At 72.0% G+C, this 22329-nt stretch carries 24 protein-coding genes; 13 read left to right on the forward strand and 11 right to left on the reverse strand.

All coding sequences use genetic code 11. The features are described 5' to 3' along the window. The first annotated feature begins 33 nt into the window (after window positions 1-33). The 4 genes from ACH4OW_RS32960 to ACH4OW_RS32975 all read left to right on the forward strand — a co-directional run bounded on the left by ACH4OW_RS32960 (window position 34) and on the right by ACH4OW_RS32975 (window position 2991). Window positions 34-246, forward strand: a complete 213-nt coding sequence (locus ACH4OW_RS32960) for an MbtH family protein (RefSeq protein ID WP_360139608.1) — start codon at window positions 34-36, stop codon at window positions 244-246. Window positions 247-533: 287 nt separating this feature from the next. After that, entirely contained in the window at window positions 534-1211 is a 678-nt protein-coding gene (locus tag ACH4OW_RS32965) for a DedA family protein (RefSeq protein ID WP_398031559.1), read from the forward strand. A gap of 29 nt (window positions 1212-1240) precedes the next feature. Next, window positions 1241-2191, forward strand: a complete 951-nt coding sequence (locus ACH4OW_RS32970) for an ABC transporter ATP-binding protein (protein WP_360139611.1) — start codon at window positions 1241-1243, stop codon at window positions 2189-2191. Beyond that, window positions 2188-2991 (forward strand): ABC transporter, encoded by an 804-nt coding sequence (locus ACH4OW_RS32975; protein WP_360139614.1) that lies wholly within the window; start codon window positions 2188-2190, stop codon window positions 2989-2991. The genes ACH4OW_RS32970 and ACH4OW_RS32975 overlap by 4 nt, the downstream gene beginning before the upstream one ends. A gap of 153 nt (window positions 2992-3144) precedes the next feature. Here the strand turns inward: ACH4OW_RS32975 and ACH4OW_RS32980 are convergent, their stop codons facing one another. Then, on the reverse strand, window positions 3145-3807 hold the full coding sequence (locus ACH4OW_RS32980) for a response regulator transcription factor (RefSeq protein WP_360139617.1): 663 nt from the start codon (window positions 3805-3807) through the stop codon (window positions 3145-3147). A 199-nt stretch (window positions 3808-4006) separates the two neighbouring features. Here ACH4OW_RS32980 and ACH4OW_RS32985 point away from each other — a divergent pair, with 199 nt between their 5' ends. Beyond that, a complete protein-coding gene (locus ACH4OW_RS32985; RefSeq protein WP_360139620.1) occupies window positions 4007-4945 on the forward strand; it encodes a TauD/TfdA family dioxygenase in 939 nt (312 codons plus the stop codon). A 42-nt stretch (window positions 4946-4987) separates the two neighbouring features. On the opposite strand, the gene ACH4OW_RS32990 is transcribed toward ACH4OW_RS32985, so the two are convergent. Next, window positions 4988-6457 carry a histidine kinase gene (locus ACH4OW_RS32990; protein WP_360139623.1) on the reverse strand — a complete coding sequence of 490 codons (1470 nt, stop codon included), beginning with the start codon at window positions 6455-6457 and terminating at the stop codon, window positions 4988-4990. Window positions 6458-6710: 253 nt separating this feature from the next. Here ACH4OW_RS32990 and ACH4OW_RS32995 point away from each other — a divergent pair, with 253 nt between their 5' ends. Next, the gene (locus ACH4OW_RS32995) at window positions 6711-7514 is read left to right on the forward strand and encodes an alpha/beta fold hydrolase (protein WP_398031560.1); all 804 of its coding nucleotides are present in this window, start codon (window positions 6711-6713) and stop codon (window positions 7512-7514) included. A gap of 86 nt (window positions 7515-7600) precedes the next feature. Here ACH4OW_RS32995 and ACH4OW_RS33000 read toward each other — a convergent pair whose 3' ends face one another. Together ACH4OW_RS33000 and ACH4OW_RS33005 are read right to left on the reverse strand one after the other, a co-directional pair. Further along, window positions 7601-8446, reverse strand: a complete 846-nt coding sequence (locus ACH4OW_RS33000; RefSeq protein WP_360139632.1) for an ABC transporter permease — start codon at window positions 8444-8446, stop codon at window positions 7601-7603. 21 nt (window positions 8447-8467) lie between these two features. Then, window positions 8468-9415 (reverse strand): ATP-binding cassette domain-containing protein, encoded by a 948-nt coding sequence (locus tag ACH4OW_RS33005; RefSeq protein ID WP_398031562.1) that lies wholly within the window; start codon window positions 9413-9415, stop codon window positions 8468-8470. Window positions 9416-9662: 247 nt separating this feature from the next. Between ACH4OW_RS33005 and ACH4OW_RS33010 the strand changes: the two genes are divergently transcribed. From ACH4OW_RS33010 to ACH4OW_RS33020, 3 genes are all read left to right on the forward strand, one after another. Then, complete coding sequence (locus tag ACH4OW_RS33010; protein WP_398031563.1) at window positions 9663-10301, forward strand: HAD family acid phosphatase; 639 nt, start codon at window positions 9663-9665, stop codon at window positions 10299-10301. 388 nt (window positions 10302-10689) lie between these two features. Beyond that, complete coding sequence (locus ACH4OW_RS33015; RefSeq protein ID WP_360139640.1) at window positions 10690-10884, forward strand: hypothetical protein; 195 nt, start codon at window positions 10690-10692, stop codon at window positions 10882-10884. 90 nt (window positions 10885-10974) lie between these two features. Next, entirely contained in the window at window positions 10975-12045 is a 1071-nt protein-coding gene (locus ACH4OW_RS33020) for a DUF2637 domain-containing protein (RefSeq protein WP_398031565.1), read from the forward strand. 42 nt (window positions 12046-12087) lie between these two features. Here the strand turns inward: ACH4OW_RS33020 and ACH4OW_RS33025 are convergent, their stop codons facing one another. Together ACH4OW_RS33025 and ACH4OW_RS33030 are read right to left on the reverse strand one after the other, a co-directional pair. Further along, entirely contained in the window at window positions 12088-12744 is a 657-nt protein-coding gene (locus tag ACH4OW_RS33025) for a hypothetical protein (protein ID WP_360139646.1), read from the reverse strand. Between the two features lie 159 nt (window positions 12745-12903). Next, on the reverse strand, window positions 12904-13173 hold the full coding sequence (locus ACH4OW_RS33030; RefSeq protein WP_398031567.1) for a hypothetical protein: 270 nt from the start codon (window positions 13171-13173) through the stop codon (window positions 12904-12906). Window positions 13174-13448: 275 nt separating this feature from the next. Between ACH4OW_RS33030 and ACH4OW_RS33035 the strand changes: the two genes are divergently transcribed. Then, window positions 13449-14690, forward strand: coding sequence for an aromatic acid exporter family protein (locus ACH4OW_RS33035; protein ID WP_398031569.1), 1242 nt, complete (start codon window positions 13449-13451; stop codon window positions 14688-14690). Window positions 14691-14737: 47 nt separating this feature from the next. After that, window positions 14738-15715 carry an iron-containing redox enzyme family protein gene (locus ACH4OW_RS33040; RefSeq protein WP_398031571.1) on the forward strand — a complete coding sequence of 326 codons (978 nt, stop codon included), beginning with the start codon at window positions 14738-14740 and terminating at the stop codon, window positions 15713-15715. A 16-nt stretch (window positions 15716-15731) separates the two neighbouring features. Here the strand turns inward: ACH4OW_RS33040 and ACH4OW_RS33045 are convergent, their stop codons facing one another. The 3 genes from ACH4OW_RS33045 to ACH4OW_RS33055 form a co-directional block, all read right to left on the reverse strand. Next, the gene (locus tag ACH4OW_RS33045; protein ID WP_398031695.1) at window positions 15732-15920 is read right to left on the reverse strand and encodes a CDGSH iron-sulfur domain-containing protein; all 189 of its coding nucleotides are present in this window, start codon (window positions 15918-15920) and stop codon (window positions 15732-15734) included. A gap of 55 nt (window positions 15921-15975) precedes the next feature. Then, on the reverse strand, window positions 15976-16635 hold the full coding sequence (locus ACH4OW_RS33050) for a HemK2/MTQ2 family protein methyltransferase (protein WP_398031573.1): 660 nt from the start codon (window positions 16633-16635) through the stop codon (window positions 15976-15978). Between the two features lie 88 nt (window positions 16636-16723). Further along, window positions 16724-17494, reverse strand: a complete 771-nt coding sequence (locus ACH4OW_RS33055) for a 2OG-Fe dioxygenase family protein (protein ID WP_360140765.1) — start codon at window positions 17492-17494, stop codon at window positions 16724-16726. A 259-nt stretch (window positions 17495-17753) separates the two neighbouring features. On the opposite strand from ACH4OW_RS33055, the gene ACH4OW_RS33060 reads away from it, so the two are divergent. Continuing rightward, window positions 17754-18956, forward strand: a complete 1203-nt coding sequence (locus ACH4OW_RS33060) for a glycosyltransferase (RefSeq protein ID WP_398031575.1) — start codon at window positions 17754-17756, stop codon at window positions 18954-18956. A 30-nt stretch (window positions 18957-18986) separates the two neighbouring features. Here the strand turns inward: ACH4OW_RS33060 and ACH4OW_RS33065 are convergent, their stop codons facing one another. Next, on the reverse strand, window positions 18987-19787 hold the full coding sequence (locus tag ACH4OW_RS33065; protein ID WP_398031577.1) for an ABC transporter ATP-binding protein: 801 nt from the start codon (window positions 19785-19787) through the stop codon (window positions 18987-18989). A gap of 154 nt (window positions 19788-19941) precedes the next feature. Between ACH4OW_RS33065 and ACH4OW_RS33070 the strand changes: the two genes are divergently transcribed. Continuing rightward, a complete protein-coding gene (locus ACH4OW_RS33070; RefSeq protein WP_360140756.1) occupies window positions 19942-20943 on the forward strand; it encodes an ABC transporter substrate-binding protein in 1002 nt (333 codons plus the stop codon). An 87-nt stretch (window positions 20944-21030) separates the two neighbouring features. Here the strand turns inward: ACH4OW_RS33070 and ACH4OW_RS33075 are convergent, their stop codons facing one another. After that, window positions 21031-22215 carry a M20 family metallopeptidase gene (locus ACH4OW_RS33075; protein WP_398031579.1) on the reverse strand — a complete coding sequence of 395 codons (1185 nt, stop codon included), beginning with the start codon at window positions 22213-22215 and terminating at the stop codon, window positions 21031-21033. Window positions 22216-22329: the final 114 nt, after the last annotated feature.

A 22329-nucleotide genomic window follows, 5' to 3' on the forward strand; every position in this document is an offset into this window, starting at 1 on the left:
CATGCGAAAGCAGACGGGACAAGGAGATCGCCGATGAGTACCAATCCGTTCGAGGACCCCGAAGGCACCTACCTCGTACTGGTCAACGACGAGGGCCAGCATTCCCTGTGGCCGTCCTTCGCGGAGGTGCCGGCGGGCTGGACCGTCGCCCTGAAGGAGACCGACCGGCAGTCGGCCCTCGACTACGTCAACGAGAACTGGACCGACATGCGCCCCAAGAGCCTCGTGGCGGCCATGGAGGGCTGATCGCCGGCCCTTTTCCCCGGCAGCACACGAAAGGGCGGCCCGCCACCGGCGGGCCGCCCTTTCGCGCGCCCGCGGCCCGGTCCCGCCGAAAGTGGGTACCGGGGGCGGCGGGCGTCCCAACGAAAGTGGGTACCGACAAGGGCCGTTGGTGCGCTGCGCCGCGCGGAGTGCCGTTCGTAGGCTTTCGGTGAAACGAGCGAGGGCCTCGAAACGGGCCCGGCCCGGCGTCTACGGCCCGGCCTGCCCACCCCTCAGCCGCCCTCGACCACTGGAACCACTGGGAGTCCGTGTTGTCCGCTCTGACCCTCGCATCCGCGGCCGAACCCGAGTTGGGCGGCCTGGCCGGTAAGCTAGTCGACCTGATGGAGAGCCTGGGCGGACCGGGAGCCGGCTTCGCCATCTTCGCCGAGAACCTCTTCCCGCCGCTGCCGAGCGAGCTGTTCCTGCCGCTGGCCGGCTTCACCGCCAGCCAGGGCAAGATGGGCATCGCCGAGGCGCTGCTGTGGACCACGGCCGGCTCGGTCGTGGGCGCCCTCGTGCTGTACTTCCTCGGCGCGCTGATCGGCCGGGACCGCCTCCGCAGGATCATCGCGAAGATCCCGCTGATGAAGGTGTCCGACTACGACAAGACGGAGGCGTGGTTCGCCAAGCACGGCACCAAGGCCGTCTTCTTCGGCCGCGTACTCCCGATCTTCCGAAGCCTGATCTCGGTGCCCGCCGGCGTCGTCCGGATGCCGCTGCTCACCTTCACGCTGCTGACGGCCCTGGGAAGCGCGATCTGGAACTCCGTCCTGGTCATGGCCGGCTACGGCCTCGGCAACCAGTGGCACCGGGTCGAGCAGTACGCCGGAATCATGGAGAAGGTCGTCATCGTGGGTGTCGGCCTCGCCATCGTCCTGTTCGTGGTGGTGCGCGTCTCCCGCCTGCGCAAGGACAACAGCCGCCGCGGCAGCCACGCGCGCTGAGCCGGCGCGGGAAGGGTGAGGGAAGCAGCATGATCACACTCCGGCGCCTCACGAAGCGGTACGGCGACAAGAAGGTCGTCGACAACCTGTCCTTCGACGTCATACCGGGCAAGGTGACCGGCTTCCTGGGCCCCAACGGCGCGGGCAAGTCCACCTCGATGCGCGCCGTCCTCGGTCTCGACCGGCCCACCTCGGGCCAGGCGCTGATCGGCGGCAAGCACTACGCGGAGCTCAAGCACCCGCTCCGCGTGGTGGGGGCGCTCCTCGACGCCAAGGCGACGCACCCGGCCAGGACCGCGCGCAAGCACCTGCTCGCCATGGCGCGCAGCAACGGGATCTCCAAGCGCCGGGTGGACGAGGTGCTGGAGACGGTCGGCATGACGTCGGCCGCCGACAAGCGGATGGGCAACTTCTCCCTCGGCATGGGCCAGCGCCTGGGCATCGCCGGAGCGCTCCTCGGGCGGCCGGAGATCCTGCTCTTCGACGAGCCGGTGAACGGACTCGACCCCGACGGGGTGCGCTGGATCCGTGAGCTGATGCGCTCCCTCGCGGAGGAGGGCCGCACGGTCTTCGTCTCCAGCCACCTGATGAGCGAGATGCAGCTGACCGCCGACCACCTGGTGGTGATCGCCCGCGGCAAGCTGGTGATGGACGCGCCGATGGACGAGGTGATCAAGAGCGGCTCGTTCGGCGTGGTCACGGCCCGCATTCCCGACCCGCAGCAGCTGCGGATGCTCGGCGAGGTGCTGGCCGGCCAGTGGATCGACGTCCGCCAGACCGCCGCCGACGAACTGACGCTGTACCGCACCACGGTGGAGCACGTCGGCGACATCGCCCACCACATCGGCGTACGCCTGCACGGCCTGGCGGCGCCGGAACCCTCCTTGGAAGACGTCTTCATGAACATGACCGCCGACGGCGTCGAGTACGGCGCGCCGAGCCCCCAGGCCGCCACCTCGCGGACGGGGGCCGGGCGATGAGCACGATGGAACTGCGCCCGCGCGAACGCCACCACCGGGGCGGCGGGTTCCCCGGCGCCGTCGCGGCGGAGTGGACGAAGCTGTGGTCGCTGCGCTCCACCTGGGTCATCCTGGCCGCGGCGGTGTCCATGGAAGGCGGCTACGTCTTCTTCCAGGCCCTGTCGGTCAAGTCGCAGCACATCAGCGGCCGGCCGGACGCCGCGACCTCGTCCGCGCCGGAGTCGGCGGTCGACGCCGTCGTCGTCTCGCAGCTCGCCGTCATCGCGCTGGCCGTCCTGGTCATCGCCGGCGAGTACGCGAGCGGCAGCATGCGGACGACCCTCCAGTGGATCCCGGTCCGCACCCGCATGCTCCTGGCCAAGTGCGCGGTGGTCGCACCGGTGCTGTTCGCGACGGGCGCGCTGATGGGTCTGGTGGGCGTCGTACTCGCCGACCGGATCCTGGGCCAGTACGGCACGCCGTACTCCACGGGGAGCGCCTTACGGGCCATCCTGGGCATGGGCGCGGTACTCGCCCTCTGCGGCGTGCTCACCATCGGCTTCGGCGCGGTGCTCCGCAGCGTCGCGGGCACCCTCACGGTCTCCTTCGTCCTGCTGCTGGCCCTGCCGATGCTCCTCCAGATGAGCAAGATGGCCGGGATCGAGCAGGCGGTCGACTTCATGCCGAGCATGGCGGGACTGCGCTTCATGCTGAGCGAAGAGGTGTACTACCCGCCGACCCTGGGCCTGTTCATCGTGGCCGCGTGGGCCGTGGGGGCGTTGATCGCCGGACACGTCGCCCTCCGGCGGCGCGACGCCTGACCCGGCGGCCCGGCCGCTCCACCCCCAGAACGCGTACCGTCAAGGCGACCCCCGCGCCTTGGCGGTACGCCGTTTCGCCCGCCCGGTACGCGCCCCTCGGGGCGAACCGGGCGGGCCTGCGGGTTCCCGCGGGCCTGCGGGCTCCTCCGGGCCTCAGGGCTCCTCGGGGGCGAGACCGGCCTCGTGCCCGATGATCGCCGCCTGCACCCGGTTCCTGACCCCCAGCCGGTTCAGGATGGTGCTGATGTAGCTCTTCACCGTGCCTTCGGCCAGGTGCATCCGCCGGGCCAACTCGGCGTTGGACAGCCCCGCCGCGAGCAGGCCGAGCAGCTCGCGCTCCCTGATGGTCAGGTCCTCCACCAGCCTGCGCGCCGTCGCCTCGCGGCTCATCCGGCTCGCGCCGAGCCCGGCGATCACCCGCCGCGCCACCCGCGGCGACAGGTACGCCGCCCCCTCCGCCACCGCCCTGACCCCGTCGATCAGTTCACGCGGATCGGCCGCCTTGAGCATGAAGCCGAGGGCCCCGTCATGGAGCGCGCTGGCGATGTAGTCGTCCTCCAGGAACGTCGTCAGCACGATCACCGCGGTGTCGGGCGCGACCTCGCGAATCCTGGAAATGGCGTTGAGACCCGACAGGTTGGGCATCTGCACGTCCAGCAGCAGGACGTCCGGACGGTACTTCCGGGTCACCTCGATGGCCTGGATCCCGTCCTCGGCCTCGGCGACCACTTCGACGTCCGCCGCCGACGTGAGGATCGCCCGCACTCCGGCGCGGACCAGACCCTCGTCGTCGGCCAGGACGACCCGAACCACCATCAGCAGCTCCCGCTCCGGTTCCGATCCCTGACGTGCTGATCCTAGAGGGTGCCGCGGGGTCGCGCCGACCCGTCGCCGGCCGCGCCGGGCGGGGAACACCAGCGATTCTTCTAGTCTTCGCCGCCATACGTGCCGGTCCCCTTTCTCCCGGTGGATGCTGGGCTTCGGGAAAGCGACCAGCTGTGAATGGAGTTCCAGGGTGAGCGACCTTCGTCATTGGCAACCGCGCGACATCACCCCGCAGGAGACGGGCACCGCACCGACCGCGGAGGGGCTGATCGACTACATCCGGGGCAACGCGGAGTTCGACCGGCTGCTGACCGAGTCGAAGGCCATCGTGTTCCGTGGCTTTCACGTCACCGAGGAGAGCGTCGAATCGGTGATGGAACTGCTGCTGCCGAAACGGCTCGCGTACGTACACGGAAACTCGCCGAGAACCAAAGTCGGCAAGAACGTGTACACCTCGACCGAGTACCCGCCCGAGTACACCATCTCCATGCACAACGAGATGTCCTACTCCTCCTCGTGGCCGACCCGGCTGATGTTCTTCTGCGCCAAGGCCCCCGCGACCGGCGGGGCCACCCCCGTCGTCGACGGCAGGCTGTGGCTGGAGTCCCTCGACCCCGAGATCCGCGAGGCGTTCCGCGGCGGCGTCCGGTACACGCAGAACCTGCACGGCGGCCGGGGCCTCGGCAAGTCCTGGCAGGACACCTTCGAGACCGACGACAAGGACGAGGTCGAGCGGTTCCTGCGGGGCGCCGAGGCCGAGTGGGAATGGCTGCCCGGCGACACCCTGCGCATCCGCCAGCAGCGCAGGTCCACGATCACCCACCCGGAGACCGGCGACGAGGTCTGGTTCAACCAGTCCGACCAGTGGCACCCCGCCGCGCTCGACGACGAGACCGCCGCCGAGCTGGCGCAGCTGATGCCGGAGGACGAACTGCCGCAGTCGGTGACGCTCGCCGACGGCACCCCCATCCCGGGCGAGTGGGCCATACAGGTGCGCGACCGCGGACTGGAGAACGCGGTGGACGTCGACTGGCACGAGGGCGACGTCATGCTCATCGACAACCTGCTCGTCGGCCACGGACGCCGGCCGTTCACCGGCCCGCGCCGCATCCTCGTCGCCATGTCCTGAGCCCTTGAGTCCCGAACCCCTGTGCCCTCAACCCCTCGCGGCTCAGGGGGAGAAGGCGTTCTTCGACACCAGCCGCCCGTCCACGAAACAGAGCCGGTACACGTCGGCGGGCGTGAAGATGTCGGGCGTGGAACGGTAGTACCGGCACACCGCGCCGGCGGGCGGCCGGGACTCCGACACGCTCCTCGCGCCCTGCTGGTACTCCTCCCGCGGCAGGAGCGTCTGCTCCAGCAGCGTCTGCGACTGGCCCACACTGATGCGCTCGAACTCGGCCGGCCGCAGCACCGAGTTGAGCAACTGGTAGACGATGGTGGCGGTCAGCGTCACCGCGATGGCGACGCCCGTCGTCAGCGCCCCGATGGTGAGGAACAGCCCGTAGCGCGTGCGCCGCTGCGCCTGGTGCAGCTTGCGCTCCGGGTTCACGGGCGCCCCCACGAAGTCCGGACTGGCCGAGATGGCGGCTCCCGCCTTGTGCGGGAGCCGCGCGACCACCTCGAACCCGCCGTCGTCCAGCGGCCCGGCCCGCAGCGTGCCACCCACCAGCCGCACCCGCTCGTCGAGGCCGACCAGCCCCAGCCCGCCGCGCACGGGGTGCCGCGGCGGCCCGTCCGGCGGTGCCTGGTTCGCCACGCGTACGGTGGTCTCGCCCGTCCCGTGCAGCACCTCGACGGTGACGGGACTGCCCGGGGCGTGCTTCCCTGCGTTGGTCAGCGATTCGAGCACCACCCGCCGGGCCGCCAGGTCCGTCAGGGTCGACAGCTCGGCCGTACCCACCCGGCGCAGCCCCGTGACCATGCCCGACGCACGGGCCCCTTCGACCAGTTCGGGGATGCTCTTGCCCAGAGGTTTGGTCGCCGCGGGCTCCGCGTCCTCGCGCAGCGTGCCGATCGTCTCGCGCAGGCTCTCCGTGGCCTGCGTCGCGGACTCGCGCAGCTGGGCGACCGAACCGCGGTGGTGCGGCGCGAGGTCCGACTGCACCTCCAGGGCACCGGCCTGCAAGGAGATCAGGGTCAGCTGGTGCCCGAGGGAGTCGTGCATGTCCTGGGCGATGCGTGCCCGCTCCCGCATACGGGCCTTGTCGGCGAGCAGGTGCTGCTCGCGCTCCAGCTGGAGCGCCCGGTCCCAGCCGCTCACCACCAGCTCGTTCTGGAGGCGGAAGTACCGGCCCACCATCCAGGGGAAGACCATGACCAGCGGCAGCGCGCACACCGCCGTGAACCAGCTCCACGCCGCGGCCCGCAGGACCAGGTTCAGCACCGACCCCGACACCAGGATCGCGGTGAACGTGAGCAGCGCCGTACGCGGCGACGCCATCCGGCGCCCGGCCAGATAGCTCATGACCAGCAGCGTCACGGAGAACCAGACGTTGAGCATGATCAGGACCGCGGCGATGAACATCGCCAGGGCCGGGAACCGGCGGCCGCTGAACACCGCCGCGCCGATCAGCAACAGCATGCCGGCCAGCTCCCACCAGAACGACGGGGCGCTGCGCCGGTCGAGCACCAAAGGCACGACCGACGGAATGAGAATCACCCACAGTGCCAGGTCGTTCAGAACGAGCCGGGGGTTTAACGAAACGTCGTTCGGCGCCGCGGGCCGGATACGCCGGCGCAGGAGTGTCATCACGTCGGTGCACGGTACCAGCGGCCACCCGGCTCCAGGTCTGGCGATCCCACCAGAGCTGCGCGTGCTCCAACCCTGCGCCATTGACCACCCGTTGTGCCGGCGATTAGCTGGACGGCATGATTTTCTCAACGGGGTCGCGATGACCACCGCTACGCTCAACGGAATCCGCCTCAGCTATTACGAACAGGGCGCGGGCGAACCCGTGGTACTGGTCATGGGCACCGGAAGTGGCGCACGCGCGTGGCATCTCCACCAGGTTCCCGCTCTCGTGGCGGCGGGATACCGCGTGGTCACCTTCGACAACCGGGGAATTCCGCCGACGTCCGAGTGCGCCGGGGGATTCACCCTGCACGACATGGTCGACGACGTCCTCGCGCTCGTGGACCACCTGCACATCGCGCCCGCCCGTTTCGTCGGCACGTCGATGGGCGCCGCCATCGTGCAGGAACTCGCCCTGCGCCGCCCCGATGTGGTGCGGCAGGCCGTGCTGATGGCCACCCGCGCCAGGTCCGACGTCGCGCGCTCGGCGCTCGCCAGGGCCGAGCTGGCCCTCGCCGACTCCGGCGCGAAGCTGCCCCCGGAGTACCAGGCGGTGGTACGCGCCATGCAGTCGCTGTCGCCGAAGACCCTCCTGGACGACGCGGCCGTCGCCGACTGGCTCGACGTCATGGAGTTCTCCGAACCCAGCGGTCCAGGGCTGCGCGCACAGCTGGCCCTCGACCCGCTGCCCGACCGGCTCGCCGCCTACCGGTCGATCTCCGTCCCGTGCCACGTGATCTCGTTCGCCGACGACCTGATCACCCCGCCCGAACACGGCAGAGAGGTGGCCGACGCCATCCCCGGCGCCAGCCACGAACTGTTCCAGGACTGCGGGCACTACGGCTACCTGGAAAACCCGGAGGGGATCAACCGCAGCATCCTCGATTTCTTCCGGACGGGCTAGGAACCGCGTGCCGCACGGCGTGCGGCCGCCCCCGCGGGTTCGCTCGGGGGCGGCCGGCGTTCGTACGGGCCTGGCAGGCCCCCGGTTCACCGGGACTGCAAGGGGCGCTGGAAGCCCTTGACCGCGAGGGACATGCACACCACGAGCACTCCGGCGGTGGTGGCCAGCGAGAGCAGGATGCCGTTGCCCACCGGGTCGCCGAGTGTCAGGTCGCGGGCGGTGTCGACCGCGTACGTCAGCGGGTTGAACATGGCGATGGCCTGCACCCAGCCCGGCAGCCCGTCCACCGGTACGTAGGCGCTCGACGCGAACATCATGGGGAACGTGGCGAGGAAGCCGACGGCCTGCATCACCTCGCTGTTGCGCAGCCAGGCGGCGAGCGCGAGGAACAGCCACGTCAGCGCCCAGCTGACGACCAGGCCCAGGAGCGCGGCGAGCACCGCGCCGAGGAAGCCGCCCGGCGGTGCGAAGCCGAACACGGCGGTCGCGAAGACCAGCAGCAGGAGCATCTGGGCGGCGGTCCGGATGAGGTCGGCGAGGCTGCGGGCGACCAGCACCGAACTCGACCGCAGCGGCAGCGACCTGAAGCGGGCGAGGACACCGTTCCGCAGGTCGTTGATCAGGCCCATCCCGGACTGGAGGGCCGCGCCGATACCGCTGATGATCAGGATGGCCGGCATCAGGTAGTTGATGTAGCTGACCCCGGCGGGGAACAGCGTCGAACTCTCCAGGACGGTGCCGAAGACCTGGCTGAACAGGGTGAGGGTGATCAGCGGCTGCAACAGGCTGAAGACGACCAGCTGCGGGTTCTTCAGCAGGGCGTTGACGGATCTCCCGGTGAGTATCAGGACTTGCTGCGGATAGCCGGTGCCGCGCCAGCCGGGGGCCGCGGTCGTACGGTCCGGGCCGGGGGCGACGGTGGTGGCGGTCATCAGGGCTCCTAGTTACCAGTGTCAGGCGGCGGTCGCCCGGGCCTTCTTCGACAGGTGGAGGTACACGTCGTCGAGCGACGGCTCGGCGAGGTCCAGGCCGGCGACCTCGGCGCCGGCCTGGTCGAGGGCCCTGAGCACCACCGTGAGGTCGCTGGATGCCTGCAAGGGGGTGCTGAGCACCCCGGTGGACTCGTCGTGCGACGGGCGGAGTCCGGCGTCCGTCAGCGCGCGCAGCGCGGGCCCGGCGGTGCCCGGGTCGGTCAGCGTGACGTGGACGGCCCGCCGGCCCATCCGCTCCTTGAGTTCGGCGGCGGTGCCCGAGGCGACGACGCGGCCCTCGGAGAGCACCGTGATCGAGTCGGCCAGCCGGTCGGCCTCCTCCAGGTACTGGGTCGTGAGCAGCACCGTGGTCCCGTCACCGACCAGCTGCTCGACGATCTGCCACAGAGCGACCCGGCTGGCGGGGTCGAGCCCGGTGGTGGGCTCGTCCAGGAAGATCACCTCGGGTTGTCCGACGAGGCTCGCCGCGAGATCGAGGCGGCGGCGCATACCGCCGGAGTAGGTACGCGCGGGCCGGGACGCCGCGTCGGCGAGGTCGAACACCTCCAGCAGCTCGGTCGCGCGCGCCCGCGCGTCCCGCCTGCTCGCGCCCAGCAGCCGGCCGATGAGCACCAGGTTGTCGACCCCGGGCAGCTGTTCGTCGACCGAGGCGAACTGGCCGGTGAGCCCGATACGGCCGCGAACTTCGTGGGCGTGCCGGGTCACGTCGAGCCCCGCGACCCGCGCCGTCCCGCCGTCCGGCGCGAGCATGGTGGACAGCACGTGAACGAGCGTGGTCTTTCCCGCGCCGTTGTGGCCCAGCAAGCCGAGCACGGATCCCCTCGGTACCCGTATATCGACGCGGTCGAGTGCTGTGACAGCCCCGAATGTCTTGCTGACCTGATCGGCTTCGATCATCGGATCGCTCATGCCCAACACTCTTGCGATGCGCTTGCGGGAGTCAAGGTCCGCCCTGCCCTCCAAGGTTTTCCCTAGTGTTCCGGCCGGTAATTAGGTTCGCATAGTTGGCGGGGGCCCGGAGGAAGTAAGTTCATGGCCTGTCGGGCCAAGTCGCGGAAAGTCGCGACCGGTTGAGAGCCGGGGCTTTCGGCAAGTGTGGTTTTTGCGCGTGCAGTTTCCTATCGAAGACGGCCAACGAGAAAGAGGTTCGTGCGGTATGGCTAGAGGTGGCCTGAAGCATCGAGTCGTCGTCATTTCCGCGGTGGTGGCCGCAAGCGCCGCCACCATGACCACCACCGCCACCGCGGCGGAGGTCGAAGGCCCGCCCGCGGGCAAGAAGCCGGTGGCGGCCGTGGCAACAGCGAGTGTCGACTACGACGTCTGGAAGCGCGACGTGGAGCGGGCCGTGGCCGACGCTCTTCCGTACATCGAAAAGCGCAGTGAGGATGCTTCCCGGGAAAAGCTGGCCATCGTCCTGGACATCGACAACACCTCCCTGGAGACGCATTTCCACCCGCTGCCTCCGACGCCCGCCGTCCAGCCGGTGTTGAAGGCGGTCAAGGCCGCGAACTCCAAGGGCGTGAGCATATTCTTCGTCACCGCGCGCCCGGGCATCATAGGCTCCATCACCCAGAACAACCTGAAGCAGGTGGGATACCCGGTGACCGGTCTGTACGACCGGGGTCTGGGTGACATCTTCGGCAGTGTCAGCGAGTTCAAGACGGCGAAGCGCGCGGAGATAGAGTCGAAGGGCTACTCCATCATCGCCAACATAGGAAACAACTCCACCGACCTGGTGGGCGGTCACGCGGAAAGCACGGTCAAGCTGCCGGACTACGACGGCCAGCTTTCCTGACCCGGCCGATCACGCCCACGGGCGTGAGCAGCCCATTGGTGTGAGAAATTGACGCAGCCCGGCCGCAGGTATCGAAGCGGCCGGGCTGCGTCTCCAGGCCCGACCCGGAGATGGTGCCGCGGCTCGCACACCACTTGGACGTACCGCTGCGCGCGGTGGCCCGCGGCTGCTGGGGCTGGGCTGAGAGCGGTCCACGACCCCCGGGACACGTGTTCCAGCTGGACGACAACGTGCCGCCGGTACGGGAAGCGGGCGGGGAACCGCGTTAAGGTGGCGCGGGTCGTGTCCCGATACGTGGCTGGGGCACCATTATGAGGAATTAGTTATCTTAATTCCGATTCGCCCGTATGCCGCAGTACTCGCTCCGCGCGTAGGTCGTTGACGACATATGACTGAGACGAGCTTTTCCCCCACCCGGCAGCTCGGAGCCTGGCAGCTGAGTTCGACGGGGGCTCGCACCGGGGCCGGTGGGCGGCCGACCGCGCACCTGCACCGCCCCGGGCAGCGCGTCCGGCTGGAGTACACCGCCGACCTGCTGGAACAGCTGCTCGCCGATCTCGAAGGCAGCAAGGACGACCGGTAGCGGTCCGCTCCCGGCGCCCGCCGCCCCACCGGGCGGCGCGTCGGCCGGCCCCTTCCCCACCGGCCACCACCGATTCCTGTGAGAGCTGTTGTGAACGACATCCCGCGGGTCCCCGTGCCCCCTGGCTCCGGCCGGCACCGGCTGCCGCGCCGGAGCGCGGCCGACGCCGTCCCCTTCTCCGAGGGCGTCGGCGTGCCGCACCCGCGCGACGGGGCCGGGTACCGGGGCGTGGCCGATGACGGGTGGGATGCCGCCGTCATGCAGGAACTCGGCCCCGAGCTGGCGGAGCTGTGGGAGACGGCCGAGCAGCCCTACGTGGCCGAGGGGCCCCAGGCCCCGTTCCACACCGTCGATCCGGCCTTCCTGCCGGACGGCTACTTCATCCCGCAGGCCGACCCGGCTTACCCGCCCTACCCCCAGGCCGACCGTTTCTTCCCGGCGCCCGACGCCGTCTTCTCGCCGGCCGATCCGGTGTTCGCGCCGACGGACGCCGGATACCCGTACCCGGGCCCCGCGTTCGACACCGCCGAGCATCCCTACGAGCCCGTCGAGCGCGCGTACGACACCGCGGAACGCGCGTACGGCGCCGCCGAGCCCGTGTTCCCGCACCCCGCCGAGCCAGCGGCCGCGGACCCGGACCTGGTCACCGACCCGGAGCCGGACCCGGACGAGGACGAAGACCTCCCCGGCCGGGCCCCCGAAAACTGGTCGTGGTCGCGCCTGCTGAGCGGGGTGTCGGTGCTGACGACGGCGGTGATCGCTGTTGCCGTCGCCGCGCTGGGCGCGGTGGCCTCGTACCCGTCCCTGCGCGCCATCGCGGACGGCGTCGCGCCGGCGGACGTCGCCACGCTGTGGCCCCTGCTGATCTACGGCCCCTGGATCGCGGCCACCCTGTCCATCCTGCGCGCCCGCGCCTACCGGCGCCGCACCCTGCATTCCTGGGCCGTCGTCATCTTCTTCGCCGCCGTCGCCATGCTGCTGTGCATCGCGCAGGTGCACCCGTCGCCGTCGGGCATCGCCGTGGCGGGGCTGCCGCCGCTGACCGTACTGCTCTGCTTCCACCAGTTCGTACGCCAGCTCGACCACGCCATCGCCCCGCCGGCCGCGGCCCGGCACGCGCACAGCAGCCGCGGCCAGCACCGCCACCGGTCCGCGGGGTAACGGCCTCACACCACCACCGCCGGCCCGCGGACGCAGGGGGGCTCAGTCCTCCGCCGTGTCGACCAGATCGGTGACGAACTTGCGCAGCCGCCCCCTGAGCACCGGCGTGACGCCGTGGATGACCTGGGCGCCGTACGCCACGGCCACCCCGGGCCCGGCGTCGGTCAGCCAGCGGCTCTTGCGCGGCGAGACGAGCCACTGCGGCGTCTCCTCGTGCACCGCGGGCCCGTGGGGCAGGCTGTGGCTGAGCGGCGTGCCCGGCTCGTACCCGTCGTCGGGGCCCAGCAGCGTGTCGGACCAGGGGGCGGAGTCCGACGTCGTCTCGATGTAGAACCGGCCGCCGTCCGCCGCGTCCGCGATCGTGACGCCGATCCGGCCGATGCGCCGCGGCGGGGTGCGCGGGCTGCTGATCCCGTCCAGGTGGGTGGGCACGCCCTGGCCCACGGCGAGTTCGGTGTACCCCCAGTGGCCGGCCGCGGCGATGGACGGCATGCTCCGCCGGATCGCGGGCAGCGCCCGCAGGGTCGCGTCGGCCAGCACCTCCTGGGCCGTCGCGGGGGCCTTGAGGACCTCGGCCTGGTGGCGGGGCCGCCACCCGGCCGCCTCGCTGTCCATGATCTTCACCAGCCGGGAGACCTCCTCCGAGGTGAGGAAGTCCTCGACCGTCTGCAGCACGAGTGTCTCGCTGATGTGGATCACTTCGCTCTCCTCGTCGAGGGTGCGGCGTACCGTTCCGACTCCACGGTGACGCCGCGACGAGGGGGCGGGCAGGCGCAGACGGGGGCGCACACGCGCGCGGTGGCTCGTACGTATGTGCGCCCTCGGGCGCCGGGCGTGCGGGTGCCGGGCGCGAGGGCGTCACTTCCCGGGGAACGAAGCGCCCTTACCGGTGAGCGAGGCGCCCTTCTCCATGTTGAGCGGCCGGGCGGCGTTCTCCAGGGTGCCCAGCGCCCCCTTCATGGTGGACTCGCTGAGCGGAATCCGCAGCAGCCGCACGACCTCGTTGTCGGTGAGGGCCGAGACCGCAGGGGACGAGGCAGCGGCCGGAGCCGCGGCGGCCTGCGGGGCGAGCGCGGCGGCCGCGCCGGCCGCGGCGACTGCTGTGATGACTGCGGAACGGATGCGCATCTCAACTTCCATGGGAGTCGGTGGACGGGTACGGGCGGGACGGGCACCCAGTCAAGGTGCGGAGGGCCGCCTTCGAAGCGCCCCGGCCCCCGCGATCACCCCTACGGGGGGCCCGGTCCACCCGGGCGGCGCACACCACCGGCGGACGTGTTCGAGGGGCTCGAACTCCAGAGCCCGCCGGGACTACCGCGGACGATCACGGGTACCCAGCGCGCCGGGTCGCCGGGCTCCGGCGCGCCCTGACCCGGAGGCGGAGCGAGGCTGCGGAGGCGGAGTTGGCACAGGCGCGGGTGGCGGCGGCGTGGCGGTGGCTGTGGTGGGAGGTCAGCGCGGTCGGCCGTACGGTGCGCGGCGCGGCGCGGCAGGCCGGGCCGGAGCGGGACACCGTCGTGCAGTCCCTGAAAGCGGCCGGCGCCGCCATCACGGCCTGGGCGCTGACCGGCTGGTGGCTGAACGCCCCGCTGGCGCTGATGGCCCCCTGGACGGCGCTGGTGCTGGTCGACGTCACCGTCTACCGCTCGCTGCGCTCCGGGCTCCAGCAGCTCGTGGTGATCGTGGTCGGCGCCCTGCTGGCGTCGGCGGCGATGGCCGCGACCGACGGCAGCACGCTGGGCGCCATGCTGGTCACCCTGCCCGTCATGACGCTGGTCGGCACCCACCGCAGGCTGGGCGCCCAGGGCATCTACGGGGGCACGACCGCCTTGTTCGTCATCACCTACGGCGCCTACTCGGCGAGCGAGGTCGGGCACCGGCTCGTCGAGACCATGATCGGCGCGGTCATCGGCATCACCGTCAACGCGTTCGTCCTCCCGCCGGTACACCTGCGCAACGTCTACGACCAGCTCAGGCGCCTGCCGCGGGAGAGCGCCGAGCTGCTGCGGACGATGGCCGAGGGGCTGCGCGGCGAGGAGTGGAGCGCCGCGGACGCGGCCGGCTGGCACGACCGTGCGCGGCGGCTGGACCAGGTGCTGCGGGCGCTCGCCAGCGCGCGGCGGTGGAACGCGGAGAGTTCCCGCTTCAACCCCGGCTTCCGGCTGCGCCGTACCGGCCCGCCGCCTCCCGAGGAGGCCGACGCCGTATGGGAACGGGCCACCGGCCACCTTACGGCCATCACCCGCACCCTGGCGGGCTCCGTGGGCGAGAAGGCGCGGCTGACCGCGCCGGGCGCCGCGTTCCTGCGCCGGTACGCCGATCTGGCGGACGAGGCGGCAGCGCTGTGCGAGGCGGAGGAGGTCCTGCTGGCGGACGGCGGGCAGACGGACGACGAGCGGGCGGCAGCGGGGGAGCGGTACCGCGAGGCCCGCGAGCGCGTCTGGGACCTCTACGACGGGCTCGCGGAGGACTTCCGCGGGGAGCGCGCCCCCGCGGCCGCGGCCGGCGGCGAACTGCTCGTGGAGATGAAACAGCTGCTGTGGGAGCTGGTCGAGGCGGAGGAACGGGGCGGTACTGCCGCCGGGCAGCCCGTCCGCACGGGCCGGCCGGCCGCGTTTTTCCGCAGGCGGCGGGGGCACCCGTGAGCACACGGTGCACGGTGCACCGACCGGGTGAAGGGAAGGCCGGCCACGTGAAACGTCCCCCGGCACGCGGAGACCTGTCGGCGGCGGTCGTCACCGCGCTGGAGGGTTCTCCCGGCACCGCACGCCTGCCGGACGCCCGTACGGTGGCGTCGGCGGACCCGTACGGCGACGACCTGCAACTCGCCCTCGCCCTCTGCTACGAACTGCACTACCGCGGGTTCGAGGCGGTGCCCGACACCTGGGAGTGGGACCCGGACCTGCTGCGGTTCAGGGCGGCGATGGAACGCGCGTTCCTCGGCGCGCTGCGGGCCGACGTACCGGCGCCCGGCGGCGTCGCCGAGCTGCTCGACGACCTGCTGGTGGAACCGGCCGACGGCCACGGGGTCTCCCACTTCCTGCGCGACCGGGGCGAGCACTGGCAGCTGCGCGAGTACGCCGCCCAGCGGTCCCTGTACCACCTCAAAGAGGCCGACCCCCACCTGTGGGTGGTGCCGCGCCTGTGGGGCGAGGCCAAGGCGGGCATGGTGGCGGTCGAGTACGACGAGTTCGGGGCGGGCCGCGCGGAACGCGTGCACGCTCGGCTCTTCGCCGGCCTGATGGACGACCTCGGCCTGGACTCCGCCTACGGCCGGTACCTGGGCGCCTGCGCGCGGCAGATGCTCGCCGTCAACAACCTCATGTCGCTCTTCGGGCTGCACCGCGCGCACCGCGGCTCCCTGGTCGGCCACTTCGCCTGGGTGGAGGTCACCTCGCCCCCCGGCTCGCGCCGCCTCGCGCAGGCGCTGGAGCGGGTGGGCGCGGGGCCCGCGGCCGTGCACTTCTACGCCGAGCACGTGGAGGCGGACGCCGTCCACGAGCAGTTGGTGCGCCATCAGGTCGTACGGGGCCTGCTGGAGGAGGAGCCCGCGCTCGCCCCGGACGTCGCCTTCGGCATCGCCGCCACCGACCTGCTGGAGGACCGGTTCGGCGCGCATCTCCTCGGCGCCTGGCAGGCCGGGGCGACCTCCCTGTTCGCGCCGCTGTGAGACGGCATGCCGGCTGCTAGCCCTGGTGAGAGGCCGGCGGTCGCCTGCGGGGGCGGTGGCTGGTGTCGCACCAGGGGTAGGACCGGCTGCGGCGGCACCTGCACAACGCCACGCACGGGCGGTCGGAACGGGCCGTCGTCCCGTCGCCGAGCACCACCTCGACCGGGCCCGCCACCAGGACGGGCCCGCCCGGCTCCGCGCTGATCCGGCGCGCCCGGCCGCGTACGACCGGCTCGGTGCGTTCCTGCGCGGGCTCGTGTTCACGCGGGCCGCCGGGCACGGATGACCACCAACTCTTCCTTCTCCTGGCCAGGGGCGATCAGCCCCTGGGCCTCCAGCCAGGGGGCTCGCTCCCGCAGGACGGGCCCGAACGGGATGATCCGCCGGTCGGTGACCGAGGTGCGGAGCCCCGCCCCGTCCAGCAGGTCCAGCGTGCGCGCGGGGTCGCACAGTACGGAATGGACCAGCAGCAGCACGCCGCCCGGGGCCAGCAGCGCGGGCGCCTCGGCACACAGCCGGTCCAGTACCGCCCGGCCGTCGGGACCGGCGTCCCACGCCCGCGCCCGGCCGCCGCTCGGCAGCATGCGCGCAGCGGAGGGCACGTACGGCGGATTGGCCATGACGAGGTCGAAATGCCGCCCGGCCACCGGGCGCAGCAGGTCTCCCCGCCGTGCGCTCACCCGGTTGCGCTGCCCGGCGATCCAGGCGTTGAGCCGGGTGGTGAGCACGGCGGCGAAGGCGGCGTCGATCGCGGTGACCCGCCCGCCGAGCCGGGCCGCGGCGACCGCCAGGGCCCCGCTGCCGGTGCCCACGTCGAGCACTTCGGCGCCGGGCCGCAGGCTTTCGCGCCGGAGCGCTGCCGCCAGCATGCCGGTGTCTTCCTGAGGCGCGTACACGCCGGGGGGCTTGATGAAGAACACCTGTCCCGGGTACCCGAAATGCTTCGTTTATCCCGCGACTGGCGAATCCTGCCGCTCGACGCGCGGGCGACCCTGCGGAAGCCGACGGCTATGCGGCCGTAAGAGTGGTCACCAGTACGTCGCGGTAGGCGGCCTGGGACATGTCCATCGGGCGGATCGGGGAGACGCAGTGCAGCGAGTCCCGGTCGTCCGACAGCAGCAGGCTGCCCGGCCGGTACAGGGTGGTGGACAGCAGCTCCCGCCCGTCGTGGGTGTAGACGCTGCTCTGGCCGCCGGTGGCGTTCTCCCGGTTGACGAGCAGTGACGACACCAGCGTGACACCGTCCTTGTGCCGCCCCTCAGGAGTGGGGTCGCCCTCGTCGTCGGCCGTCGCGACGACCCGGAAGGGATGCACCTTCACGATCCACCGCCCGGCGTCCTCCAGGGCGCTCGCCGCCTGCCCCAGCAGGTCGAGCAGCGGCCGCAGGAGCGGGTCGGCGACGAACGCGTCGGTCAGCGGCTCGAAGTGCCGGTCCACCGTCTCGTAGAGCGGATTGGTGTCCTTGGGCTGTACGAACGGCGTGTGCGGCAGCCGGACCAGTTCGCCGGTGGCGGGGGTGAGCGAGAACTGCCCGTAGCGGCGCTGCCGCCGGGTGCCGCGCTCGGCCGCGTAGCGGTCCTCGCCCAGCTCGTCCCAGTGCCCGGCGAAGCGGGCCCAGGAGATCTCGTCCGCGCCCATCTGGGCCAGTACCGAGGCGGGGGCCATCAGGCAGACGGCGGACGAGGTCAGGCAGGAGCGGGCGGCGTCGACCGGGGACGCGGCCCCGGCCGGTCCCGCGGTGCCGGACGGTGCCGCCGAGCGGTCGTCGATGTGGTCCACGTCGGTTGTCCGCCTTTCTTCGGCCGTGCGCGGCTGCGCGTACGTGGTCCCATCGTGTGGCGGCCGGCCGCTGATCGCATCTCCGTCGCGGCTCCGTCGGCCGTGGACGGGGCGAAGGGCCGCGCGCTGCCCGCGAAACGGCCGTTCCATGCCGGTTGGCGCAATGTCGCCTGACCTCGTCATCCCGCGTTGACATGCGGTTTCGGCGCTTCCTACGGTGATCACACCGCCCGCCTCGCCCAGAGAAGAGGAACCATCCATGCGCGTCCTGTGCACCGCGACCGGATCACCGTCGCACGGACGGGCCCTGCTGCCGCTGGCCCGCGCCCTGGCCGCGGCCGGACACGAGGTCACGGTGGCCACCACGGCCGAGGTGGCGCCGGTGTTCGCCGCCGACCCCGTCAGGGTCGAGGTGTGCCTGCCCCGGCTCGACTTCGGCACGCCGCCGGCCGACGCGGAGGAGGCGCAGGGCGCACCTGCCGCCGGCGCCGACGACGACCCGCAGATGAAGCGGATGCTGATCGACCGGCTGGCCGGCGACATGGCCGTGCAGAGCCACCGCGTACTGGCGGAGCTGGCCCGTGGCTTCCGCCCGGACGCCATCATCCGCGACGGCATGGACCTCGGTTCCTGCCTGCTCGCCGAGCAGCTCGGCATTCCCCAGCTGCCCATCCCCGCGGGCACGGTCAACATCGTCGACCCGGCGGACCTGCTGCCGGCCCTGAACGGGCTGCGCGAGGACCTCGGCCTCCCCGCGCAGGAGTCGCCGTCGTCGCTGTACCCGCACGGGCGCTTCGACTACCTGCCCGCCGAGTACTCCTTCGCCCGGCACCCGACGCCCATCCTGGCCTACCGGCAGACCACCGTCGTGGACCGCACGGACGGGCTGCCCGCCTGGGTGGCCGACCTGCCCACGGACCGGCCGCTGGTGTTCGCGGCGATGGGTACCGCCATGCCGATGTTCCGCGAGATCCTGCCCGAGGGCACCCCGCTGCCGCCGGGGATGACCGAGCCCGTCGAGCTGCTGAAGACCATCGTCGCCGGGCTCTCCGAGCTGGACTGCACGGCCGTCGTGGCGACCGGCGGTGTCGAACTGGAGGGTGTGGAACCGGCCTCGCACATCCACCTGACGGACCGTCTCGCCCAGCCGCTGCTGCTGGAGTGCGCCGACCTTTTCGTGACACACGGCGGCTACAACAGCGTCCGGGAAGCGGTACGCACGGGCACGCCGATGGCGGTGCTGCCGAACTTCGGCGACCAGCACTCCAACGCGGAGCGGGTACAGGAGCTGGGCCTCGGCCGGCACCTGACCGACACCCGGCCCGAGGCCGTGGCCGCCGTGTGCCGGGAGATCCTCGCCGACCGCGAGATCGCCGCCAGGGTCCGGCGGGCCCAGCTCGCCAGCCTCGCCCTGCCGGACATCGGGCAGGTCGTGGCCGACCTGGAGAAGCTCATCGCCTGAGACGCCGTCAGGCCCCGCGCGGCGGCGGGCTCAGGCTCCCACGGCCTGCTCCGCCGCCGCGCGGGCCGTCGGCACGACCACCGGAGCGCCGTCGGAGGGCGCGGCGAGGATCTCCGCGTCGATGCCGTACAGCTCCTTGACGAGGGCCGCGTCGATGATCTCGCGGGGCGGCCCCGAGGCGACGACGCGGCCCGCGTGCATGGCGACGACCGTGTCGGCGTAGCGGGCCGCCGCCGCGAGGTCGTGGACGACCATGACGATGGTGCGCCCGCCCGCCGCGACCTCGCGCACCAGGTCCAGCACCTCCACGGCGTGGCCGATGTCGAGGGCGCTGGTCGGCTCGTCGAGCAGTACGACCGGGGTCTCCTGGGCCAGCGCCATGGCCAGCCAGCAGCGCTGGCGCTGGCCGCCGGAGAGCTGGTCGAGGCGGCGCTCGGCGAGGCCGGTGGTGCCGGTCGCCTCCAGGGCGCGCGTCACGGCCCGCTCGTCCTCGCGGGACCACTGGCGGAACAGGCCCTGGTGCGGGTGGCGTCCGTACCGTACGAGGCCGGCGACGGTGACCGCCTCGGGGGCCTGCGGGGACTGGGGGAGCAGCGCGATGCGGTGGGCCGCCTCCCGCTGCTTGAGCCGCCAGACGTCCGCGTCGCCCGCGAACACCCGGCCGGCGGCGGGCTCGTGCAGGCGCGCCATGCAGCGCAGCAGCGTGGACTTGCCGCAGCCGTTGGGGCCGACCACCGCGACCACCTTGCCCGACTCGACCGTCAGGTCCACCCCGTCGACGACCGGGTGGCCGGCGTATCCGGCGGTGAGCTGCTCGACGCGGAGTTCCACTGGTGCCGGCCTTTCTCCAGGGCGAGAGGTCACACCTCTTGCCTATTTGTCATAAGGTAAGGCTAACCTTAACGCTAACCGGCGGATCTGCGGCTGCCCAGGCAGCCGTGCGCACGCCTCGTCACGCCATGTCCCATTGAACCCGGAGTCCTCGATGACCGTGTCCCGCCGCCCTCTTCTCACCGCCCGACGCCGTACCGCATCGGCCGTCGCCGCCCTCGGTGCCGCGGCGCTGCTGCTGACGGGCTGCGGCTCGGACTCCGGCGCGGACAAGGCAAAGGGGCAGGACGGCAAGGACGCCGCGTCCTCCGGCACCCGTACGGTCAAGGACGCCACCGGCAAGGTCGTGGAGGTGCCCGCCAACCCGCAGCGCATCGTCACGCTGACCCAGGAGGACCTGGACGCGGTCCTCGCGCTGAACATGAAGCCGGTGGGCATCACCAACGGGCAGGGCCTGGACAAGCCGCCGGCCTACCTGGCCGACAAGGTCAAGGGCATCGACGTCGTCGGCGGCCTGCTCAAGCCCGTCATGGACAAGGTCGTCGCGGCCAAGCCCGACCTGATCCTCGCCGGCGACATGCAGGACGAGCAGGTGCTCAAGCAGCTGCGCGAGATCACCCCCGCCACCCTGGTGACCATGGCCCCCACCGACGACTGGAAGATCTCCTTCCGGGGCATCGGCAACGCCGTCAACAAGCTCAACGACGCCAACAAGGTCATCGCCGACCACGAGGCCGCCGCCAAGAAGGCCGGCGAGAAGCTGGGCGGGAACAAGGGCGCGGCCGTCTCCATCGTGCGCTGGAACCCGGACGGTCCGAGCTGGATGGAGACCAAGCAGTTCGCCAGCGGCGTCGCCCTGGAGATGGGCCTCAAGCGGCCCGCCAACCAGAACAAGGACGGCAACGCGCACGCCCCGTCGCTCAGCCTGGAGAAGATCAACGAGATCGACGGCGACTGGCTGTTCCTGTCCACCCTGACCTCCGACGGCGAGAAGGCCCTCAAGGACGTGCAGACCAAGCCCGCCTACAAGGAGCTGGGCGCGGTCAAGAAGAACCACGTCGTGACGGTCAGCGGCTCCGTGTGGTCCACCCGCGGCGGCCCGCTCGCCAGCGAGGTCGTCATGAACGACATCAGCAAGGCGCTGTCCGCGTCCTGAGCCGGGGCGGCCGTACGACGGTCCGCACGGCCGCCGTGGTGCCGGCGGCGCCACCGGGAACTCCCCGGGGCGCCACCGGCACCTCCGTCACGTGCGGGCCGCGCCGCCGCTCCCGGCGTACGCGAAGTCCGCGGCCGTCCAGGCCAGGCCCACCGCACCGTCGAGCAGGGCCCGTTCGGCCGCAGGGGACACCGCCGCCTCGGCGAACTCCGGCTCGTGCGGCCCGCAGGCACCCCCGCTGATGTCCAGCACGGGGTGGATGGAGGGCACCACATGGGACACGTTGCCCATGTCCGTACAGGCGAAGGGCCCGCGCTCGACCGGCTCGGGGCGGCCCAAAGCGCGCGCGTTGGCCTCCCACAGGGCGATCAGCGCGGGGTCGCCGCGGAAGTCCAGGTAGTCGGGCTCCGGGCGCTCCAGGGTCACTTCGCAGCCGGTCGCCAGCGCGCCCGCGCGGAAGCATGCCTCCACGCGCTCCCGCAGCTCCCGCAGGTCCTCGGCGGCCAGCGCCCGGATCTCGTACTCGGCGGTCGCGCGGTCCGGTATCGCGTTGGGCGCGGAGCCCGCCGAGGTCGTGACGCCGTGCACCCGCCACTGCGGCGGCAGCTGCTGGCGCAGCAGGCCCAGGGCGACCTGGGCGACGGTCAGCGCGTCGGCCGCGTTGCGGCCCTCGTGCGGATTGAGGCTCGGGTGGGCGGTACGGCCGGTGTACGTGACGGACAGCGTGCCGAGCGCGAAGGAGCGGAAGTCGGACATCTCGAACGGGCACGGGTGCACCATCATCGCCGCGTCCACCCCGTCGAACGCCCCGGCCTCCAGAAGCAGCGCCTTGCCGGCGCCGCGCTCCTCGGCCGGCGTGCCCAGCACCCGTACGGTCAGGCCGAGCTCGGTCGCGTACGGGGCCAGGCCCAGCGCGGCGCCGACCCCGGCGGCGGCTATCAGGTTGTGGCCGCAGGCGTGGCCGAGGTCCGGCAGCGCGTCGTACTCGCAGGCGATGGCCACCGTGACCGGGCCCGACCCGGCGGTGGCCACGAACGCGGTGTCCAGGCCGTGCGCGGGCGCGGTCACCTCGAAGCCGTGCTCGCGCAGCAGGCCGGCGCACCAGGCGGCGGCCTTCTGCTCGGTGAAGGCCGTCTCCGGGTGGCCGTGGATGCGGCGGCTGAGGCCGGTCAGTTCGGCGCCCAGCTCCGTGACACGCTGCCGCACGGCGTCCTTGACGGCGGCGAGCGGGGCGGGTCCGGGAGCGGGGGCGGGGCTGGGGGCGGACGTCATCGTCTCCTCTTCGGGCTCGGTGGCCGGTGCCGATGACGGTCGGCGGCACCGCGGAAAGGTAAAAATAACTTAGGCTTCCCTAAGTTTGCGCTCGGCCCTTCGGCCGGTGCGCGG

Source organism: Streptomyces sp. NPDC017056 (assembly GCF_044332485.1).
Lineage (GTDB): Bacteria > Actinomycetota > Actinomycetes > Streptomycetales > Streptomycetaceae > Streptomyces.

Coding starts and splice junctions, on each gene's coding strand:
- ACH4OW_RS33070 (WP_360140756.1), top strand. CDS start 19,942: ATGACCGTGTCCCGCCGCCCTCTTCTCACCGCCCGACGCCGTACCGCA.
- ACH4OW_RS33060 (WP_398031575.1), top strand. CDS start 17,754: ATGCGCGTCCTGTGCACCGCGACCGGATCACCGTCGCACGGACGGGCC.
- ACH4OW_RS33030 (WP_398031567.1), bottom strand. CDS start 13,173: ATGCGCATCCGTTCCGCAGTCATCACAGCAGTCGCCGCGGCCGGCGCG.
- ACH4OW_RS32960 (WP_360139608.1), top strand. CDS start 34: ATGAGTACCAATCCGTTCGAGGACCCCGAAGGCACCTACCTCGTACTG.
- ACH4OW_RS32995 (WP_398031560.1), top strand. CDS start 6,711: ATGACCACCGCTACGCTCAACGGAATCCGCCTCAGCTATTACGAACAG.
- ACH4OW_RS33005 (WP_398031562.1), bottom strand. CDS start 9,415: ATGAGCGATCCGATGATCGAAGCCGATCAGGTCAGCAAGACATTCGGG.
- ACH4OW_RS32970 (WP_360139611.1), top strand. CDS start 1,241: ATGATCACACTCCGGCGCCTCACGAAGCGGTACGGCGACAAGAAGGTC.
- ACH4OW_RS32975 (WP_360139614.1), top strand. CDS start 2,188: ATGAGCACGATGGAACTGCGCCCGCGCGAACGCCACCACCGGGGCGGC.
- ACH4OW_RS33015 (WP_360139640.1), top strand. CDS start 10,690: ATGACTGAGACGAGCTTTTCCCCCACCCGGCAGCTCGGAGCCTGGCAG.
- ACH4OW_RS33075 (WP_398031579.1), bottom strand. CDS start 22,215: ATGACGTCCGCCCCCAGCCCCGCCCCCGCTCCCGGACCCGCCCCGCTC.
- ACH4OW_RS33010 (WP_398031563.1), top strand. CDS start 9,663: ATGGCTAGAGGTGGCCTGAAGCATCGAGTCGTCGTCATTTCCGCGGTG.
- ACH4OW_RS33000 (WP_360139632.1), bottom strand. CDS start 8,446: ATGACCGCCACCACCGTCGCCCCCGGCCCGGACCGTACGACCGCGGCC.
- ACH4OW_RS32980 (WP_360139617.1), bottom strand. CDS start 3,807: ATGGTGGTTCGGGTCGTCCTGGCCGACGACGAGGGTCTGGTCCGCGCC.